Genomic DNA, 19,074 nt, shown 5'->3' on the forward strand with positions numbered 1-19,074 from the left:
ATGGTCATGAACCGATGACGTGGTGCCGGTCTTCCCGGACCGGCGGAACGGGGGTTGAGCGGTGCTGGCAGATGGCGAACCGGTCGTGTGTGGTGTCCGATGAGGAACCGTATGCAGGTCGCGCTCCAGATCATGCTGGCGCTGGTCGCCTGCTTACTCGGGATCGCCACCAACTATGCGACCAGCACCGACAGGGTTCCCTGGGCTCTGGAGGCGATTCAGAGGTTCTCCGTTCCGGCCATCGGCGTACTGATCGTGGCCCTTGTGGTCGGGCAGGTCGTCGTCTACCGGCTGGAGAATCCGCCGCCGCCCCGGATCGAGTGGCCGCGTGACCGAGTTCCCTATCCGGGTCTCGACGCGTTCGACGAGGACGAGTCGCCCGTCTACTTCGGCAGGGAGGCGCAGGCTGCCGAGCTGACACGCAGACTGCATGCCACGGCTTCCCGCCCCGCCGAGCGGTTCCTGCTGCTGGTCGGGGCCTCAGGAAGTGGAAAATCCTCGCTGGTCAGAGCCGGGGTGATGCCCCGGCTTCGGGAGCGCCGCTGGACCGTCGTACCGGCCTTCGCTCCCGGCCCCAATCCGCTGGGGGCCCTCGCGGGTGCGCTGGCGGCCGCCGCCGACGGGCAGGAATCGGCGAGCGTCGTACTGCGCAGGCTGCGCCAGGGGCCGGACGCGCTGCGCGGTGAGCTGTCGCGGCTGCGCGGTGGCCGGTTCCGGCGGATACTCCTCGTGGTCGACCAGTTCGAGGAGGTCGTCACCCTGGCAGGGGAGCGTGAACGCGCTCAGTTCTTCGAGGCGTTGCGTGTCTGCGTGGAACAGGATCCTGCGGTCCGCGTACTGGTCACTCTTCGGGTGGACCTGCTCGGCCGGCTGCTCGGCACCGGACACGCGGAGCTCCTCCAGCACCCTGTCGCCATCGGCACACTGGGCAGAGCGCAGCTCGCCGATGTCGTGGAGCGACCCGGGGCCCTCGTCGGTCTTGATTTCGAACCCGGAGTCGTCGACACCATCGTGCGCGAGACCGGGACAGACGACGCCCTGCCGTTGCTCGCCTACCTCCTTCAGGAGTTGTACTTCGCCTCCGGCCCCGGCGGGACGGTAACCGAGGAGCTCTACCGGCGGCTCGGGGGAGTGCCTGGCGCGCTGGCGCGCCAGGCGGACAACACCGTGGCCGGCCTCGGTGCGGGCGGGGGCATCGACTTCGTCCTCCGGGTTCTGCTCAGGTTCGTCACTGTCGAAGGTCAGGACGTGGCTCGCAGGCATGTCCCGCTGTCCGAACTCGACGAGACGGAACGGCATGTCGTCGATGCGTTCATCGAGGCGCGGCTGCTGCGCACAGACGTCGCGGGTGGTGGCACCGTAGTCGGCGATGAACCTTGCGCGCAGGTGACGCATGAGGCCCTGTTCCGCCAGTGGGCCCCGCTGCGGCAGGAGGTCGAGGCATGGGCGGAACGGCTGCGCGAGCGCGCCGAACTGGACCGGTGGGCGGCCGACTGGGAGAGGGCCGGACGCAGCGACGACTATCTGCTCACCGGGGAGCGCCTCACGACGGCCCGGCGGTGGCTCGAAGCGCTGGAGGAGTCCGGGCAGGCTTCCGCACCCGCCCGCGCGCTCGTCGAGTCCTCGCAGCGCCGCGACCTGTCCTTCCTGAGCCGCATCTCCGACAGCATCGGCCGCCAGGTCCTCCTGAGTGCGGAGAGCCACCCGGAGCGTTCCCTGCTGCTCTCGCTGGCCGCGCTCGGCGAGTGCACGCCCACACCTGCGGCCAGGCGTGGGCTGATGGCGGCGCTGGCGGCGAGTCACCTCCGCGCACGGATCGACGGACACACCGATACCGTCCGGCACATCGCCTGGTCACCCGACGGACGCATGCTGGCCTCGGCGTCCCGGGACGGCACGGCTCGCGTTCACGACGCGCCGTCCGGACGGACACTGCTGGTGCTGCCCTGCGACGGTGTCATGGTCGAGTCCGTCGCCTGGTCACCGGACTCGGCGAGGGTTGCGACCGCCGGGCGGGACCGTGTCGTACGGATCTGGGATGCCGCCTCGGGGGAGCCGGTCCGATTGCTCGCCGGTGCCGAAGACCTCAACAGGCAGGTGGCCTGGTCGCCTGACGGCCGGCATGTCGCGGCGAGTTCCAAGGACCGGACGGTACGCATCTGGGAGGCCGACACAGGACGGCTCGTGCACGAGCTGCACGGACACGGCGACGACGTGTGGGGCGTGGCATGGTCGCCGGACGGCAACCGCCTCGCCTCCGCAGCGCACGACCAGACCGCGATCGTGTGGGATCTGACGACCGGCAGGGCGGCCACCACACTCGTCGGACACTCGGACTTCGTGGAGGGCATCGCCTGGTCACCGGACGGGCGGCGCATCGCTACCGGCTCCGGTGACCACACTGCCCGCATCTGGGACGCCGAGACCGGCGACCTGCGTCTGTTGCTGCGAGGGCACACCGACTACGTGTGGAACTTGGCCTGGTCGCCTGACGGGCGGATGCTGGCCAGTGCCTCCTCCGACCGCACCGTGCGCATCGTCGCTACCGAGGACGCCAAGGTTCTGGCGGTCCTGCGCGGCCACGAAGACACCGTGTGGGGTGTTACCTGGTCGCCCTGCGGGACCAAGCTGGCCACCGGCTCCACCGATGGCGCCTGCATGCTGTGGGACCTGCGCCCGCGCGGCGCGGAGGCCGTACTGGCCGATGGGCACCGTGGCCCGGTGAACCAGGCTGCGTGGTCCGGCGACGGCAGCCGTTTCGCCACAGCCTCGGACGACGGGACCGTACGTGTGTGGGACGCGGTCACCGGCGTACCGGCGGGGCCAGTGGTGGAGCTGGAGGACCGGGTCTGGGCCGTCGCCTGGGCTCCCCAGGGGGAACGGCTCGCGATCAGCGCCAACGACGGCCTGTTCCGGATCACCGACGGGCGCGGCGGCACGCTGCTCGAACGACACGGTGAGGTCGTCGAGGGATGCGCATGGTCCCCGGACGGTGGCCGGATCGCCACGGGTGGCCACGACGGAGCTGTGCGGGTCCTGTCCGCGCAGGACGGCACCGAGCTGCTCAAACTGACGGAACACCAGGACTGGGTGGGGCGCGTGGCCTGGTCACCGAGCGGACGGCTGCTCGCCAGCTGCTCCGACGATCGCACGTGCCGACTGTGGGACATCGGGGAGGGGCGGCAGTTCACAGTGCTGCGCGGCCACGACAACTACGTGGAGGAAGCGGCATGGTCCCCGGACGAGACGAGGATCGCCACCGCTTCCGGTGACTGGACGGCCGCTGTGTGGGACGCCGTCACAGGTCGCCGTGTCGAGGTGCTGAAGGGACACCAGGGGCGGGTCCGCTCCGTGGCCTGGTCACCCGACGGCTGGCGCATCGCCACCTGCGCCGACGACCGCACCGTACGGGTATGGTCCGCCACCACGCTGGAGGAGATCGCAGTCGTGGGGGTGCACCAGGACAAGGTGATGTCCGTGGCCTGGTCCCCGGACGGTGCACGGCTTCTCACGGCATCGGCCGACGGGACGGCGCGTCTGTGGCAGGCGGATCCGGACTACGACCGGCTGGAGGCGACTGCCCGAGGACGGGTCTTTCGCACTCTCACCCAGGAGGAACGGCGGCAGCACCTGCTGCCGCTCGCCCCCTGACTGAGTGATCAGTAGACGCCGTCGACCGTGCGGTCTTCGGTGTGGAGGAGGTAGTCGTCCGGGTCCAGGCCCATGGCCTTGCGCTCGGGCGACGACCAGTACTGCGCGTTGCGCTCGGCGAAGGTCTCAGGGCCCTCGTACGAGATCAGCCAGACGAACTGGTTGCGCTCCCGGTCCACCCAGGCGCCGCCGATGGTGAACCCCAACTCCAGCCGCAACGGGACGATTTCCCCCCGCCACCGCTCGACCCATTCGTCGAGCAGGCCGTCCCGGACGGTGTACGTGCGCAACTGCGTGGTCTTCGGCATGCCGTACATCATGCCCGCGAAGGCCGCACCGCCCTACTGCCCCCTGTCTCCCAGCCAGGATTCGCTTGACGCCCTTTCGGCCGGCCATGACAGCCCCGGACAGCGCTGGCCAGGCGACAGACAGTCACCATACCTATCGGCTTTACCCCTGTTCACAGCGCACTCGTGCGGCAACGCTGAGTTGTTGTGATCCACGAAACCGCCGCCTCCGGGCCCCAGCTCGACCGCTCCATCCGCAACTCCACCGTGCTGCTGTCGTCCACCCCGCGCGGTGCCCGCCTCGCCCGTCTGCTCGCGGTGGACGCGCTCCGGAGCTGGGGGCTTCCGCACGAAAAGGCGAGCCACGTCGTCGCGGAGCTGGCGGCCAACGCGGCCACCCACGGTCGCGTCCCCGGGCGCAGCTTCCGCCTGACGCTCTACGTGGTCGGTGCCACGCTCCGCATCGAAGTCACCGACACGCGCGGCGACCGGCTGCCCGCGCGCCAGGTGCCCGACGCCGTGGCCGAGTCGGGCCGGGGCCTGGTGCTCGTCGAGGCGCTGGCCGACCGCTGGGGAGTGACCGAAGGGCGGTTCCCGCGCAAGACCGTCTGGGCCGAACTGAGCCTTACGCCACCGGAACCCGTATCTTCGCGCTCCGGTGCCGTCGGCGGCTGAAAGACCAAAGACTCAGGGGGAAAGCACCTCGCCAAACCCCACCCCTCCCGCCCGTGGCCCGTGCTCACTCGGGCGGGTGAACATCCCCGAATGGACTGGATTTCGCGGCCTCCGAGGCCCGACGCTCAGCGCAACGCACCACCACAACCGCAGACATGAGACGGCCCCCGCCGGGACTGCAATCCCAGTGCGAGGGCCTGACCACCGAGGAAGGTAGAGCTTCCCGATGGATACCCAGAACCCTAGCGTGCCCCCGCGCACCCAGGCTCGCGTTGCGGGCAACAAGAACCCGAACCGGGTCCACTGCAATGCCGGTGGGCTCCAGCACGACAACACCCGCCACAACGCCCGCTTCACAGTGATCGGCAACCACTTGGCCCAGCACAGGGAGCTCTCGCTCCTCGCCATCGGGCTCGGCACGCATCTTCAGTCGTTGCCGAAAGGCGCTCCGGCCGACATCAAGACCCTTGCCGCGCGGTTCCCCGAGGGGGCCACCCGCATCGCCGCCGCCCTGCGCGAGCTGGAGGCCCACGGCTACCTGCGCCGCGAACGCGTCCGCACCGCCACCGGCCGCATCGTCACCCGCACGGTCTCCTGCAACCAGCCGGCGGCGGCCCGCCACCACCACGCCGAGGCGCACGCTCGCCCGGAGGCTCGAACCCCTGCGGCACCGCAGCGGCGGGAGGCGGGCGAGGGCAACGGGATGCACCCCACGGGGACGGCACGAGAGAAGCGAAACCCCCGCAAGCCACTCCCCGCCGTACCGAGCCCCGCTTACGCCGCCCCAGCACTCCTCCAAGCCGCGACCGACCTGCTCGCAGACCTCCACCGCCACGACTCCCGGGTGCTGCTGTCCGCCCTCGACACGGCTCACCTGGCCCCTGGTGTCGCCGCCTGGCTGGAGCGGGATGTCGCCCCCGCCGCCGTACGCCGCGCCCTGACCGCCGACCTGCCGCCCGAGGGCGTACGCCGCCCCGCGGCCCTCCTGGCCCACCGCCTCGCTGCTCAGCTCCCGCCGCCGCCCCCGCTGCGCGCGCCCTACTCGCCACCACCTACCCGCCACCCTCTCCAGAACTGCGACGGCTGCGACCGGGCCTTCCGCGCCCCCACCCCCGGCCGCTGCCGCCAGTGCCGCTCCGACCTTCGGGGAGCCCTCTGATGCGCAACCACGTCAGCCGTGTCCCGTTCCGGCGCGGTCCCCGCCGGATACTCTGGCCGGGGCATGTACTGGAGGACACCATGAGCACTCAGGCCGATCACGGGCACGAGCTGATCCCCCGCCCCCAGCAGACCCCCGACGCCCTGCGCACGGCACTCGCCGTGGTCGACCCTGCCCGCCTGGAGGAGATGCAGGCCACGAAGGACGAAGCTTTCGCCAAGGCGGTGGAGTGGCAGTCGTTGAGCCCCGTGCAGAGCTGGGTGCTGATCTGGGCCAGGGACATCGAGATCGCCCGTCGCCCCGACCTGTCCACCCGCCACGCTCGCGCCAAGGCCGACCTGGAACACCAGGACTCCGTCGTCGCCCGCGAAGCCCTGCGTGAGTTGAGTGCAGTGCTGGACGAAGCCATGAAGGCAGTACGCGGGTGAGCTGGAAATGGGAGTACGCCTTCGGTGCGGAGGAAACCGCTCGTACCGCTCCCGCCGGGTTTCTCGCCGCGGTGGAGAGAAAGGCGGATGAGCTGGTCCGGGCTGCCGAAGCGCTACACGTCCACGGACGAGCTCACGACGGCGTCGATCCCAGAGGCGGTGACGTCACCGTCCCCGGCGGCATGTTCGCCTATCAGGTCGTGGTGCGCAGCGAGCGCGTCTACATCGTCCAGATTACTTACCTGAGCTTCTGAGAAGGCGGTCAAGAGTATTCCGCAGGCGGCGGTGGGGCTTGATCCTGAGGGACGTTCGTCGGCGATCATTCCCACGATGCGGTACGAGGCAGCGCTACGCGATACTCATCCTGTGGAGTGGTTCGAGCAAGCCCGGGCAGCGGAACAGCGCCGGGATTGGGATGTAGCGATCGAGCTGGTAAGTACCCACGCCGAATGCTATTCCACCGATCCCTCCAGACACGACAGCCATCTCTGGCACATGGATCTGCTCGCCCGTGCGGGACGGCTCTCGGAACTCACGGAGCGCGCTCTCACGGATTTCCACGCACGTCGGAGACTCAACGCGTCGCTTCGCGAGCGGGGAATGGGGTCGGCGCTGCGCAATCGCGCCGAAGACGGTGATCGTGGTGCCCTGTACGTCCTTGTTCGGCTGCTGTGCGAGACGGGCCGGATCCCGGAAGCCCATCGAGTGGTCCAAGACCTCGGCCTGGACGACCAATACGCACACCAGATCGTGGCCCGCTTTCGATCGCCATCGAGTGGTGCACATCGAATTCGGCTGATGCCGGGAAGATCGAGCGAGTGCTGAGCGGCGAAACCAGGTCGACGTAGGTCAGTGCGGTACTCGATCATGCGTTCATGCCCCTGAGAGAGACCCTTGCCCGAGTCGATGCAGACCTGGCAGCCGGCCGGGTTCCCGTCGCGCGTCAGCGCCTGCGCGGTCTCATCTCGTCCTTCCCGCACGACCTGACCCTCCGCCGTCGTCTGGCCGAGGTGTACCGGCTCTACGGCGACGCCGCCGAGGCCGGACGCTGGATGTACCTCGAAGAGGACCGGAACGCCGACGAGACCGATGCCTTCCAAACGCGGTACGGGTCTCCCGGGTGGCGGATGAAAGCCCTCGCCTGGCCGGGCCCAGAGGCGAAGGCCGCCACCGTCTTCGCGGAGGAGCAGCTGGTCGCGGTGCGGACCGCCTGCGCCGAGGAACTGGGGCACCCCGTCGACTGGGACGACCCCGCCTCCTACCGGGACGACCTGGAAGGGGAGTAAGAGGCGCCCTCCGAGCCGTGGACGGCCGGCGGTGTGCTGGCGGGCGTCGGCTGCCTGGTGGCGGCCCTTGGGTTCCTCGCGATTTGGGTGAATGGCCTCGTTGCCCTCTTCAGCTGAATCGGGTCACCCGGGCTTGTGAGAAGCGCTGCTCAAGGTTCGTGAGACCGTCCAGAACCGCCGTGAGCGGGACCCTCGATGACGAGTCCCAAATGATCTCGCGGTGTCTGGCAGGAAAGCCGGGCAGGCCGCCGTGCCGTTTCGTGGCGGGGGCCTCGTAGGGTGGGCGGCATGACCGAACTGCCTGCTCGGCGTCTGCTCCTGGTGCACGCGCATCCGGACGACGAGTCGATCAACAACGGCGCGACCATGGCCGGGTACGCGGCCGAGGGCGCCCACGTGACCCTGGTCACCTGCACCCTCGGTGAACTGGGCGAGGTCATCCCGCCCGAGCTGCGGCACCTGACCGGCGCGGCCCTCGGCGAGTACCGCCTCGGCGAGCTGACCGCGGCCATGCGGGAACTCGGCGTCGCCGACTTCCGGCTGCTCGGCGGCGCGGGCCGCTACCGCGACTCCGGGATGATGGGCCTGCCCGACAACGACGACCCCGGCTGCTTCTGGCAGGCCGACGTCGACGAGGCGGCCCGGCACCTGGTCGAGGTGATCCTGGAGGTACGCCCCCAGGTCCTGGTCACCTACGACGACAACGGCGGCTACGGCCACCCCGACCACATCCAGGCCCACCGCGTCGCCCTGCGCGCCGTCGAACTGGCCGCCGCGGAGGGCTGGGACATCCCCCGCGTCTACGTCAACCGCGCCCCGCGCACCGTCGTCGAGGACGCCTTCGCCCGGCTCGCGGCGGACCTGCCCGGGCTGCCCTTCGCCAAGAGCGCCGCCGTGCGGGACGTACCGGGCGTGGTCGACGACGCGCTGATCACCACGCGGATCGACGGCACCGCCCACGCCTCCGCCGCCAAGGCCGCCGCGATGCGCGCCCACGCCACCCAGATCGAGGTCGCCGAGCCGTACTTCGCGCTCTCCAACGAACTCGCGCAACCGCTGTTCACCACCGAGTACTACGAACTGGTGCGGGGGGAAGGCGCGGAGCCGGGCGGAAGCGACCTGTTCGCCGGCCTCGGGGAGGGTTCCTGACATGAGCGGCGACCGGACTCCGATGCTCGCCCAGCCCCTGCGACCGCCGTCCGCGGGCCGGGCGGCCCTGTACCTCGGCCTGTTCGTGTGCGGCGCCGTGGTCGGTGCGGCCGGGGCGCTGGTGCAGGCCGGCTGGTTCCCGGGCGGACTGCTGCTCGCCCTCGCGGGCGAGGCCGGGCTCGTGCTCGGCGGGGCGCTGGCCTCCGGCGGCCGGGCCGGGGCGGTCGCGTCCGCGGTCGGCTGGATGATCGCCGTGGTGTTCCTCACCACCAGCCGCCCCGAGGGCGACTTCCTCTTCGCCGCGGGGGGAGGTTCGTACCTGTTCCTGCTCGGTGGCATGGCCGTGGCTGTGATCTGCGCCACGGTCGGGTGGGGGCGGCAACCGAACGGCGGCGACGCCCGACTTGGGAAGTGACGTACCACTTCGCCGTCCCACGGGCGTGCAAGTGCCGTGTGGGTTTCCCCGGCGGTAGTGGGATACGGGCCAGAAGTGGCCAGTATGGTGGTGCGCGCCGCCGAGCCTCCCCCAGACGCTCGACTTAGCTCGCGCCCGGGGGGACCCCCCATCGTGAGGTCGTGTCGGGCGGCGGAGCCAACCGGGAGAACCTGCCTTGAGTCGTGAAACTGACACTCCGTCCTCCGGCCCCAACGGGCGCGGTGGAGCCGCATACCCGTCGGGCACCCCGCCCTACGGGACGCCGGCGGCTTCCGACGGCTCTGCGGACGCGGGCCGTTCGGCCAAGCCGGAGGACCGCAAGACCGAGACCACGCTGACGACCCGGATCCGGATCAACATCCCCGGGTCGCGGCCCATTCCGCCGGTCGTCGTGCGCAAGCCCGTCGCGGACGCCGAGGGCAAGAAGGACGACACCGCGGAGACCGCGGCTCCGGCTCCGGCGCCGGGTGCGGCGGCCACGCCCACGGGCACGCCCACCGGCACCGTCGACGCCCCGGCCGAGCCGGTCCGGCCCGCGGGGGAGAAGACGAGCGACTGGTTCGCGCCGCGCAAGTCGGGTGCGCCCAAGGGCGGTCAGGGCGGCGCCGCCGCCAACGGCGCCGGTGTCCCCGGCGGTTCGGGTACGTCGGCAGGCGCGCCCGCGGGCTCGGGCACGCCCGCCGCGGGTGCCTCCGGCGGCGCGCGTCCCGGCGGCGTGGTCGGCGCCATGAGCGTGACGAGCGGCTCCCGGCCCGGCGGCGCGAACGGCGCCCAGCCCGGCACGACCAACGGCGCCGGGCTCCCCGGCGCGACCGGCGGGCCGGTGGCCCCCGGACACGGCGGCGGCACCGGTTCCTTCGACGTCACCGAGGCGCTGAACGCGGGCTCGCGTCCCACCGGCCCGCGTCCCGGCCAGGGCGCCGGCGGCGAGGCGCGCCGCGACGACCTGCCGTACTTCTCGGAGGGCGACCGCGGCGGCGCCGTCAACGGCCAGGGCGCCGTCAACGGCCAGGGCGGCGGGGCCGGTCAGGGCGGCTACGGCGGTCCCGGCGGTCCGGGCGGCCCCAGCAGTTCCGGCGCTCCCGGCGCTCCCGGCGGCCCGAACGGGTTCGGCGGCCCGAACGGGTTCGACGGCGCGAGCGGTTTCGACGGGCCGAACGGCTTCGGCGGCCCCGGCGGCGCGCACGGTGGCCCCGCGGGCCCCACCACGGGCCCGGCCACCGGCGACGGCCCGCTGGCCCCGCCCACCGGTCCGGGCGGCCAGGGTGGTCCGGGCGGCTACGGCGGCCCCGGCGCCCCCGGCGCTCCGGGCACGATGCGCGGCGGTGAGCCCTTCGGCTCCGGTCCCGGCACGGCGCCCGGCGGCGGACTGAGCGACGACACCGCGATCCTCACCCCGCAGAAGCCCGCCCCCGAACCGGGCCCGCAGAGCGGCTACCCGGCCCCCGACAACGTCTCCGGGCACACCGTCACCAGCGGCATCCCGGTCGTGCCGCCGGGCGCCGGATCCCCGTTCGGGCCGGGCACCCCCGCCGACGGGCCGTCGGCGCACACGCCCCCGAAGCTGCCCGAGCCGGTCGCCCAGGACGTGCCGGCGGCCGCCCCCGCCAAGAAGAAGGGCCGCAGCAAGCCGGCGCTGCTCTGCGTCGCCCTGTTCCTGGTCGCCGGCGGGGCCTACGGCGCCGGTCTGCTGATGAACCACACCGACGTGCCCAAGGGCACCACCGTGCTCGGCGTGGACATCGGCGGCGGCACCCGCGACGACGCCGTGAAGAAGCTCGACGCGGCCTTCGGCGAGCGCGTGGACCAGCCGCTGAAGCTGTCGGTCGGCGGCGACACCGTCACGCTCAAGCCCGACCAGGCGGGGCTGCAGTTCGACGAGCAGGCCACGGTCGCCGCGGCCGCGAAGAGCGACTACAACCCGGTCTCGGTCATCGGCTCCCTCCTCGGCGAACAGCGGGTCGTCGAGCCCGTCATGCCCGTCGACGAGGAGAAGCTGAACGCCGCCCTGCAGGACGTGGCGGGCGGCTCCGGCTCGATGACCGAGGGCACGATCAAGTTCGCCTCCGGCAAGGCCGTCGCCGTCTACGGCAAGCCGGGCAAGGGCATCGACATCGACAGGTCGACCGACGCGATCGTGACCGCCTACCGCGCCCAGGTCGAGACCGGCTCCACTACCCCGGCCGCCGTGGCCACCACCACCAAGCAGCCGACGATCTCCGACGCCGAGGTCGACCGCGAGCTGAAGGAGTTCGCCCAGCCGGCGATGTCGGCCCCCGTCACGGTGCAGACGGACGCGGCGCACAGCATCATCTTCAGCCCGCAGAACTCCCTGTGGAAGTTCCTCCGGGTGAAGGCCGTCAACGGCAAGCTCGTCGACAGCCCCGACATGGACGCGCTCAAGGAGCTCTACGGCCACACCTTCGACGAGGTCCTGATCACCCGGGGCACCGGCCAGAAGACGGCCGTCACCCCGCAGGACGTCTACGTCGCCCTGCGCCAGGCGCTGCTGAGCAAGACCAACCGGGTCGCGGTCATCGACACCGATCCCAGCTGACCGCCCACGACCGGAAGAGGGGCGCCCAGCGACCGCCGGGCGCCCCTCGCCGTATGACGGCCGGGTGGGCCTCGTCGTACGACCGTCGGGCGCCCCTCGTCGTACGACCGTCGGGCGCCCCTCGTCGTATGACATCTGTCATCCCCGACACCGGACCCCCGACACTGCCGGGCCCGGCGGCCCCGCGGCCACCATGGCTGTCATGACAACGACAGAGACGGCCGCCGCCCCGGTGGTCGGATTCGAGCGGGTGAGCAAGAGCTACGGCGGCGTGCGGGCGGTCGACGGGCTGACGCTGGCGCTGCGTCCCGGGGAGACCGTGGCGCTGCTCGGGCCGAACGGGGCCGGCAAGTCGACCACCCTGGACCTGCTGCTCGGGCTCAGGAGCGCCGACAGCGGCACCGTCCGCGTCTTCGGCACCACACCGCGCGAGGCCATCGTCGCCGGGCGGGTGGGCGCCATGCTGCAGAGCGGCGGGCTGATGGACGAGGTCACCGTCGGCGAACTGGTCCGCCTCGCCTGCGACCTGCACCCCAGGCCCTGCCCGGTGACCGACGTGCTCGCCCGCGCCGGCCTCACCCAGATCGCCGGCCGCAGGGTCGACAAGCTCTCCGGCGGCCAGGCGCAGCGCGTCCGCTTCGCGCTCGCCACAGCCGGCGACAGCGATCTGATCGTGCTGGACGAGCCCACCACCGGCATGGACGTCTCCGCCCGCCAGGCCTTCTGGGCCACCATCCGCGAGCAGGCCGGCCAGGGCCGCACCGTGCTGTTCGCCACGCACTACCTGGAGGAGGCGGACGCCGTCGCCGACCGCGTCCTCGTCCTGCACCGGGGACGGCTGCTCGCGGACGGCACCGCGGCCGAGATCAAGGCCAAAGCGGGCGCCCAGCGCGTCTCCTTCGACCTGGACGGCCCCGTCGACGCGGCGCGGCTGCGCGGCCTGCCGTTCCTGACGTCCCTCGACATCAGCGGCCGGACCGTCCGCATCCAGTCCGCCGACGCCGACGCCACCGTCCACGCCCTGTACGGCCTCGGCCTCTACCCCCGCAACCTCGAGGTCGCCGGCCTCGGCCTGGAGCAGGCGTTCGTCGCCATCACCGCCGCCGAGGAGGCGAAGCAGCCGTGAACAGCCTGATCAAGCTGGAACTCACCCGCGCCCTGCGCAACCGCAAGTTCCTGTTCTTCTCGGTCCTGTACCCCTCGCTGCTGTTCCTGCTCATCGCGGGCAACGCCGACAGCACCACGAAGATCGACGACACGGGCCTGACCCTGCCCGCCTACATGATGGTCTCCATGGCGTCCTTCGGCGCCCTGACCGCCGTCCTGATGGGCAACAGCGAACGCATCGCCAAGGAACGCGAGAGCGGCTGGGTACGGCAGCTGCGGCTGACCGCCCTGCCCGGACGCGGCTACGTGCTCGCCAAGACGGCCGGCGCGGCCGTGGTCAGCCTGCCGTCCATCGTGATCGTCTTCGTCGTCGCGGCCGCCGTGAAGGACGTCCGCCTGGACGCCTGGCAGTGGCTCGCCCTCACCGGCTCCATCTGGGCCGGCAGCCTGGTCTTCGCCGCGCTCGGCGTCGCCCTCGGCTACCTGGCGAACGGCGACACCGTCCGTCCGGTCACCATGATCGTCTACTTCGGCCTGTCGCTGCTGGGCGGCCTGTGGATGCCGACGACGACCTTCCCGCAGTGGCTCCAGTCCGTCGCGAAGTGGCTGCCCACGCACGCGTACGCTGCCCTCGGGCGGGCGATCGAGCAGAGCCGGGCCCCGCACGCCCGGGACGTCGCCCTCCTCGCCGTCTTCTTCGTCGTGTTCGCGGGCGGCGCTGCCTGGCTCTACCGGAAGGACACGTTGCAGGCGTGAGCACGACGACGGACGGCCGGTCGGCGTCGGAGACCGGCACGACGCCCCTCGGGCAGCCGCCCCGCACCCTGCGCGAGGCGGCGCGCAAGGCGCTGTGGATCGTCATCTGGCTGGTCTTCCTCAGCTCGCCCGTGAACGACCTGCTCTCCGGCCACCACACCACCGCCGCCACGGTGGCCGGCTGGACCGGCCTGGCGGTCTTCGTGGCCACCTACCTGACGCTGGTCTTCCGCACCATGGGCCGGCCGTTCCCCGGCCCGCTCGTGGCCGGCCCGGTCGCCGGTCTCGGCGTGCTCGCCGTCGTCCTCTCCCTGGCGCTCGGCCCGCACTGGCTCGGCCTGTTCGTCTACGTCTCCGTCGCCTGCGGCGCCACCTTCCCGCTGCGGACCGCCTACTGGACGATCGCCCTGACCACGGCCGTGATGACGGCGCTCGCCCTCGCCGACGGCGAGCGGGACCTGTGGACCCTCGTCCTGCTGGTCCTGCTCATCGGCTTCGCGATGACCGGAGTACGGCAACTGGTGCGCACGACGGTCGAACTGCGCCGGGCCCGCGCCCAGGTCGCCCAGCTCGCCGCCAACGAGGAGCGGCTGCGTCTCGCCCGGGACCTGCACGACCTCCTCGGCCACTCGCTGTCGCTGATCACGCTGAAGAGCGAGCTGGCCGGCCGCATGCTCCCCGACCACCCCGACCAGGCCGCCCGCCAGGTCGCCGACATCGAACAGGTCAGCCGCCAGGCCCTGGTCGACGTCCGGGAGGCCGTCACCGGCTACCGGCGCCCCCGGCTGGCCGCCGAACTCGCCGGCGCCCAGGTGGCCCTGGCGGCGGCCGACGTCACCGCCGACCTGCCCGCCGAACCCGACCTCACCGGCGTCCCCGAGGAGAGCGAGTCGGCCCTGGCCTGGGCGCTGCGCGAGGCGGTCACCAACGTCGTACGGCACAGCGGCGCCCGGCGCTGCGCGGTCGGACTGCTCACCCGCCAGACCCTCGACGGGCGGGTGCTGGAACTCTCCGTCGAGGACGACGGCCGGGGCGGCCCCGGCAAGGGCGCCGGCAACGGCCTCGCGGGCCTGGCCGAGCGCCTGGAGAAGGCCGGCGGCACCCTGGAGGCGGGCGCCGGCAGGCGCGGGTTCCGGCTGGTCGCCCGCGTCCCCGTGGCCGGTGGGGCGGACGTAGGATCCGGGGCATGAGCTCCACGATCAAGGTCCTGCTCGCCGAGGACCAGTCGATGGTCCGCGAGGCACTGGCCGCCCTGCTCGGCCTCGAGGACGACATCGAGGTCGTCGCCCAGGTCGCCCGCGGCGACGAGGTGCTGGCCGCGGCGCGCGAGCACGACGTGGACGTGGCCCTGCTGGACATCGAGATGCCCGGCTGCACCGGCATCGAGGCCGCGGCCCGGGTGCACGCGGCGCTGCCGGACGTGAAGCTGGTCGTCCTGACCACCTTCGGCCGCCCCGGCCACCTGCGCAGCGCGATGGAGGCCGGCGCCGACGCCTTCCTGGTCAAGGACGCCCCGGCCGCCCAACTGGCCGCGGCGGTACGGAAGGTACTGGCGGGCGAACGGGTCATCGACCCCACCCTCGCGGCGGCGGCCCTGGCCGGGGGCGCGAACCCGCTCACGGACCGCGAGCGCGAGGTGCTGCGCGCCGCGGCCGACGGTTCCACGAACGCCGAACTCGCCGCGCTGCACCTGTCGCAGGGCACCGTCCGCAACTACCTCTCCACCGCGATCCAGAAACTCGCGGTGCGCAACCGGGCGGAGGCGGTGCGGATCGCCCGCGACAAGGGCTGGCTGTGACGCCTCAGCGGTGGTGTGACGCCTCGGTGGTGGCTATATGCGCCTCAGTGGTAGCTGAACGCCTCAGTGGTAGCTGTACGCCTCAGCGGTGGCTGTGCGCCTCAGTGGTGGCTGTGCGCCTCGGTGGCGGCTGTGATGCCTCAGTTGAGCATCGCCCGCGCCGAGTGGGCCTGGCGGCGCACCTGCCGCGCCGTCTGATCGTCGACCGCGGCCACCACCTCGGCGTACGCCTCCAGCTCCGCCGCTCCGGCGAGGAAGTCGCCCCGCTGCACCAGCAGTTGCGCCCGCTCGTAGCGCAGCCGCGCCGGATGCGAGGGCAGCAGCAGCGACAGCTCCACCGCCCACAGCGCCACGTCCGACCGCTCCGGCCGGGCCGCCGCCCACGCGCGGACGTTGTTCAGGATCCGCGAGACCACCTCCAGCGGACCGGCCGGCGTCAGCATCGACGGCTCCAGCGGCGCCCCGGTGGCCCCCGCGACCAGCAGCTCCACGTCGACCCCGCCGAGCACCCGCCCGCCGTCGAAGGGATCGGCCAGCACCTGCTCGTCCTGCGGCCCGAACCCGACGACGAAGTGTCCGGGCAGCGCGACCCCGTACACCGGCGCGCCCGCTCTCCTGGCCACCTCCATCCACACCACCGACAGCATGATCGGCAGCCCGCGCCGCCGTCGCAGCACCTCGTGCAGCAGCGACGACTCCAGGCGCCGGTAGTCGGCGGGGGAGCCGTGGAAGCCCTCGTCCTCGCCCAGCAGCCGTCGCAGCGCGTTCGCCCACGCCGCCGGCCCGCCCGGCCGGAACGGCAGCCGTCCCGCCAGCCGGTCGAGCTCCAGCTGCGCGGCGTCCACGCCCGCCTCGTCCAGCGTTCCGTCCGCCTGCGTGCCCACCAGCAGGCACAGCGTGGCCAGGTCGGGCCGCTCGGAGCGGGCCTCCTCGGCGAACAGCCGCCGCAGCCGCGCGGACCGCTCGGGCGGCGGGGGACAGGGGGACGGGGGACAGGGGGGACTCATATCAGGCTCGTGCCCTTCCACGGCGGCTTCACGGCGGTTTCGCGGCGTTCCGTCACCGCCCGGCTCGGTCACCGGCCGGCTGACGGTAGTGGTGGTACGCGTGGTGCGCGGCGAACCCCATTCCGGCGTACAGCGTCCGCGCCGCCGCGTTGTCCGCCTCGACCTGGAGCCACGCGGCCGAGGCGCCCTCGTCCAGGGCCCGCCGGGCCAGCGCGGCCATCACCGCGGTCGCCAGCCCCCGCCGCCGCTGCGCGGGGTCGACCTCGACGGCGGCGAAGCCCGCCCACCGGCCGTCCACGACGCACCGCCCGATCGCGGCGGGCGCGGCCCCCGCCACGGCCCCCTCCGAGGCGCCCGGCACGGTCGCGAACCACACCGACGGGCCCGATCCCAGCACCTTCAGGGCGGCCTCGCCCACGCCCTTGCGCCGGTACCGCGCCAGCCACGCCGCGTCGGCGGTGCGGGACAGCACGACACCCGTCCCCTCCGCCCGGTCGGCGACCGGCGCGAGCCCGCCGACCCACAGCTCGGCGGTCACCTCGCGCACCCAGCCGCGCCGCTCCAGCTCCGCGCACAGCAGCTCCTGCGTGCCCTCGGCCCCGGTCGAGGTCTGGACGTACGCGGGCAGGCCGCGGTCGCCGTACCACCGCCGTACGGTGCTCAGCGCGTCGTCGAGCGGCACGCCCGGGTCGCCGAGCGGGAGCACCGAGTTGGCCCGCCGGGTGAATCCGGCCGCCGCCCTCAGCTCCCATCCGCCCAGCGGTTCGCTCTCCACCGGCCGCCAGGCGCGCGAGGAGACACGCGCGAGCTCCTCGTAGGAGGTGGCCGGGCCCCGGCGGCGGGCCGGCGCGGCGGGCACCACCTTCCCCGCGACCAGCGCGGACTCCGGTATCCGGACGCTCTCACCGGTCTTCCGTGTGATGAGCAGCACACCTTCGTCCCATGATGTGAGAACACCCACCGTGTCGGTGAACTTCTCCTGCGTGACTCCAGGTTCGCTCAGGCACCGCACGGAGACACGTTTCCCCACGTCAGCAGCGATGATTCGGACCTCGAGGCGTCCAGCGGCCGAGATTTCCACGGGTCGGTTCACCCCTCCTGTTCGGATCATGCCCAGGAACGGAGATACTAGGGGCGGGCATCGACGACGCCGCGCTCCCGCGCGCCAGGCGGCGGAGCCTGAGGAGGCCCGCCAGCGCCCAATCGAGGAGGAACGACAGCGTGACCTACGTCATCGCGCAGCCTTGTGTCGACGTGAAGGACAAGGCGTGCATCGAGGAGTGCCCGGTCGACTGCATCTACGAGGGCTCCAGGTCCTTGTACATCCATCCGGACGAATGCGTCGACTGTGGTGCCTGTGAGCCGGTCTGCCCGGTCGAGGCGATCTTCTACGAGGACGACGTGCCGGAGGAGTGGAAGGACTACTACAAGGCGAACGTCGAGTTCTTCGACGAGCTGGGCTCGCCGGGCGGGGCCAGCAAGCTGGGCCTGATCGAGCGTGACCACCCGATCATCGCCGCGCTGCCGCCGCAGGCCGAGTGATTCCGTAAGCGGCCCCGCGACATGCGCCGCCTCGGTCCCGTACGGCCTGATCGTCGACGATCACCGTGCGGGGCCGAGGCGTTTGCCGTGCGGGGGCCGAGCCGTTCCCTGAGAAAGTGAGCCACCACCCGTGTCCGCAGTCACCGACCGCCTCCCGGCCTTCCCCTGGGACAAGCTGGAGCCGTACAAGAAGACGGCCGCCGCGCACCCGGGCGGCATCGTCGACCTGTCCGTCGGCACCCCCGTCGACCCGGTCCCCGAACTGATCCGGAAGGCACTGATCGACGCGGCGGACTCCCCGGGCTACCCGACGGTCTGGGGCACCCCGGCGCTGCGCGACGCGATCACGGGCTGGCTCGAGCGCCGTCTGGGGGCCCGCGAGGTCACCCACCGGCACGTCCTGCCGGTCGTCGGCTCCAAGGAACTGGTCGCCTGGTTGCCCACCCAGCTGGGCCTCGGCCCCGGCGACAAGGTCGCCTTCCCGCGGCTGGCCTACCCGACCTACGAGGTGGGCGCCCGCCTGGCCCGCGCCGAACACGTCGCCTACGACGACCCGACCGAGCTGGACCCCGAGGGCCTGAAGCTCCTGTGGCTGAACTCCCCGTCCAACCCGACGGGCAAGGTGCTCGGCAAGGACGAGCTGACCCGGATCGTGGCCTGGGCCCGCGAGCACGGCGTGCTGGTCTTCTCCGACGAGTGCTACATCGAGCTGGGCTGGGAGGCCGACCCGGTCTCCGTGCTGCACCCGGACGTCAACGGCGGCTCCTGCGACGGCATCGTGTCCGTCCACTCGCTGTCCAAGCGGTCGAACCTGGCCGGATACCGCGCGGCCTTCCTGGCCGGTGACCCGGCCGTCCTCGGCCCCCTGCTGGAGATCCGCAAGCACGGCGGCATGATGACGCCCGCGCCGACCCAGGCGGCGGTGGTGGCGGCCCTCGGCGACGACAGCCACGTCCGCGAGCAGCGGGAGCGGTACGCGGCCCGCCGTGCCGCCCTGCGCGAGGCGCTGACCGGGCACGGCTTCCGCATCGAGCACAGCGAGGCCAGCCTCTACCTGTGGGCCACGCGCGACGAGTCCTGCTGGGACACGGTGGCCCACCTCGCCGGACGCGGCATCCTGGTGGCCCCCGGAGACTTCTACGGCCCGGCGGGCGACCGCTTCGTCCGGGTGGCCCTGACCGCGACGGACGAACGGGTCCGGGCAGCCGTGGAACGCCTGTAACCCACCTCCAGGGC

Annotated in this window: 18 protein-coding genes and 1 pseudogene; 16 read left to right on the forward strand and 3 right to left on the reverse strand. The window is 72.4% G+C overall.

Going from position 1 to position 19,074, the window contains the following annotated elements:
* The first annotated feature begins 111 nt into the window (after positions 1–111).
* Positions 112–3,651 carry an AAA family ATPase gene (locus VKA29_RS21420; protein ID WP_324787500.1) on the forward strand — a complete coding sequence of 1,180 codons (3,540 nt, stop codon included), beginning with the start codon at positions 112–114 and terminating at the stop codon, positions 3,649–3,651.
* Positions 3,652–3,659: 8 nt separating this feature from the next.
* Here VKA29_RS21420 and VKA29_RS21425 read toward each other — a convergent pair whose 3' ends face one another.
* On the reverse strand, positions 3,660–3,959 hold the full coding sequence (locus VKA29_RS21425) for an NIPSNAP family protein (protein ID WP_324787501.1): 300 nt from the start codon (positions 3,957–3,959) through the stop codon (positions 3,660–3,662).
* A gap of 186 nt (positions 3,960–4,145) precedes the next feature.
* Here VKA29_RS21425 and VKA29_RS21430 point away from each other — a divergent pair, with 186 nt between their 5' ends.
* The 13 genes and pseudogenes from VKA29_RS21430 to VKA29_RS21490 all read left to right on the forward strand — a co-directional run bounded on the left by VKA29_RS21430 (position 4,146) and on the right by VKA29_RS21490 (position 15,289).
* Positions 4,146–4,613, forward strand: coding sequence for an ATP-binding protein (locus VKA29_RS21430; RefSeq protein ID WP_324787502.1), 468 nt, complete (start codon positions 4,146–4,148; stop codon positions 4,611–4,613).
* 226 nt (positions 4,614–4,839) lie between these two features.
* A complete protein-coding gene (locus tag VKA29_RS21435; RefSeq protein WP_324787503.1) occupies positions 4,840–5,772 on the forward strand; it encodes a helix-turn-helix domain-containing protein in 933 nt (310 codons plus the stop codon).
* 80 nt (positions 5,773–5,852) lie between these two features.
* The gene (locus VKA29_RS21440) at positions 5,853–6,200 is read left to right on the forward strand and encodes a hypothetical protein (protein ID WP_324787504.1); all 348 of its coding nucleotides are present in this window, start codon (positions 5,853–5,855) and stop codon (positions 6,198–6,200) included.
* Entirely contained in the window at positions 6,197–6,454 is a 258-nt protein-coding gene (locus VKA29_RS21445; protein ID WP_324787505.1) for a hypothetical protein, read from the forward strand. Before VKA29_RS21440 ends, VKA29_RS21445 begins: the two co-directional genes overlap by 4 nt.
* Positions 6,455–6,566: 112 nt before the next feature.
* Positions 6,567–7,025, forward strand: a complete 459-nt coding sequence (locus VKA29_RS21450; protein WP_324787506.1) for a hypothetical protein — start codon at positions 6,567–6,569, stop codon at positions 7,023–7,025.
* A 50-nt stretch (positions 7,026–7,075) separates the two neighbouring features.
* Positions 7,076–7,603, forward strand: a pseudogene (locus tag VKA29_RS21455) (DUF6584 family protein).
* A 171-nt stretch (positions 7,604–7,774) separates the two neighbouring features.
* Complete coding sequence (mshB, locus tag VKA29_RS21460) at positions 7,775–8,635, forward strand: N-acetyl-1-D-myo-inositol-2-amino-2-deoxy-alpha-D-glucopyranoside deacetylase (protein WP_324787507.1); 861 nt, start codon at positions 7,775–7,777, stop codon at positions 8,633–8,635.
* Position 8,636: 1 nt separating this feature from the next.
* Positions 8,637–9,050, forward strand: coding sequence for a DUF6113 family protein (locus VKA29_RS21465; RefSeq protein ID WP_324787508.1), 414 nt, complete (start codon positions 8,637–8,639; stop codon positions 9,048–9,050).
* 196 nt (positions 9,051–9,246) lie between these two features.
* Positions 9,247–11,628 (forward strand): hypothetical protein, encoded by a 2,382-nt coding sequence (locus VKA29_RS21470; protein ID WP_324787509.1) that lies wholly within the window; start codon positions 9,247–9,249, stop codon positions 11,626–11,628.
* Between the two features lie 202 nt (positions 11,629–11,830).
* The gene (locus VKA29_RS21475) at positions 11,831–12,754 is read left to right on the forward strand and encodes an ABC transporter ATP-binding protein (RefSeq protein ID WP_324787510.1); all 924 of its coding nucleotides are present in this window, start codon (positions 11,831–11,833) and stop codon (positions 12,752–12,754) included.
* Positions 12,751–13,491 carry an ABC transporter permease gene (locus tag VKA29_RS21480; RefSeq protein WP_324787511.1) on the forward strand — a complete coding sequence of 247 codons (741 nt, stop codon included), beginning with the start codon at positions 12,751–12,753 and terminating at the stop codon, positions 13,489–13,491. The genes VKA29_RS21475 and VKA29_RS21480 overlap by 4 nt, the downstream gene beginning before the upstream one ends.
* Positions 13,488–14,681, forward strand: a complete 1,194-nt coding sequence (locus VKA29_RS21485) for a sensor histidine kinase (RefSeq protein WP_324787512.1) — start codon at positions 13,488–13,490, stop codon at positions 14,679–14,681. Before VKA29_RS21480 ends, VKA29_RS21485 begins: the two co-directional genes overlap by 4 nt.
* Positions 14,678–15,289, forward strand: a complete 612-nt coding sequence (locus VKA29_RS21490; RefSeq protein ID WP_324787513.1) for a response regulator transcription factor — start codon at positions 14,678–14,680, stop codon at positions 15,287–15,289. Before VKA29_RS21485 ends, VKA29_RS21490 begins: the two co-directional genes overlap by 4 nt.
* A 140-nt stretch (positions 15,290–15,429) precedes the next feature.
* Here the strand turns inward: VKA29_RS21490 and VKA29_RS21495 are convergent, their stop codons facing one another.
* Both VKA29_RS21495 and VKA29_RS21500 read right to left on the reverse strand, forming a co-directional pair.
* On the reverse strand, positions 15,430–16,296 hold the full coding sequence (locus VKA29_RS21495; protein WP_324787514.1) for a transglutaminase-like domain-containing protein: 867 nt from the start codon (positions 16,294–16,296) through the stop codon (positions 15,430–15,432).
* Positions 16,297–16,348: 52 nt separating this feature from the next.
* The gene (locus VKA29_RS21500) at positions 16,349–17,377 is read right to left on the reverse strand and encodes a GNAT family N-acetyltransferase (protein WP_324787562.1); all 1,029 of its coding nucleotides are present in this window, start codon (positions 17,375–17,377) and stop codon (positions 16,349–16,351) included.
* Positions 17,378–17,517: 140 nt separating this feature from the next.
* On the opposite strand from VKA29_RS21500, the gene fdxA reads away from it, so the two are divergent.
* Entirely contained in the window at positions 17,518–17,838 is a 321-nt protein-coding gene (fdxA, locus tag VKA29_RS21505) for a ferredoxin (RefSeq protein WP_324787515.1), read from the forward strand.
* Between the two features lie 130 nt (positions 17,839–17,968).
* Complete coding sequence (locus VKA29_RS21510) at positions 17,969–19,060, forward strand: bifunctional succinyldiaminopimelate transaminase/glutamate-prephenate aminotransferase (RefSeq protein ID WP_324787516.1); 1,092 nt, start codon at positions 17,969–17,971, stop codon at positions 19,058–19,060.
* Positions 19,061–19,074: the final 14 nt, after the last annotated feature.

It is taken from the genome of Streptomyces sp. H51 (assembly GCF_035656535.1).
Taxonomy (GTDB): domain Bacteria; phylum Actinomycetota; class Actinomycetes; order Streptomycetales; family Streptomycetaceae; genus Streptomyces.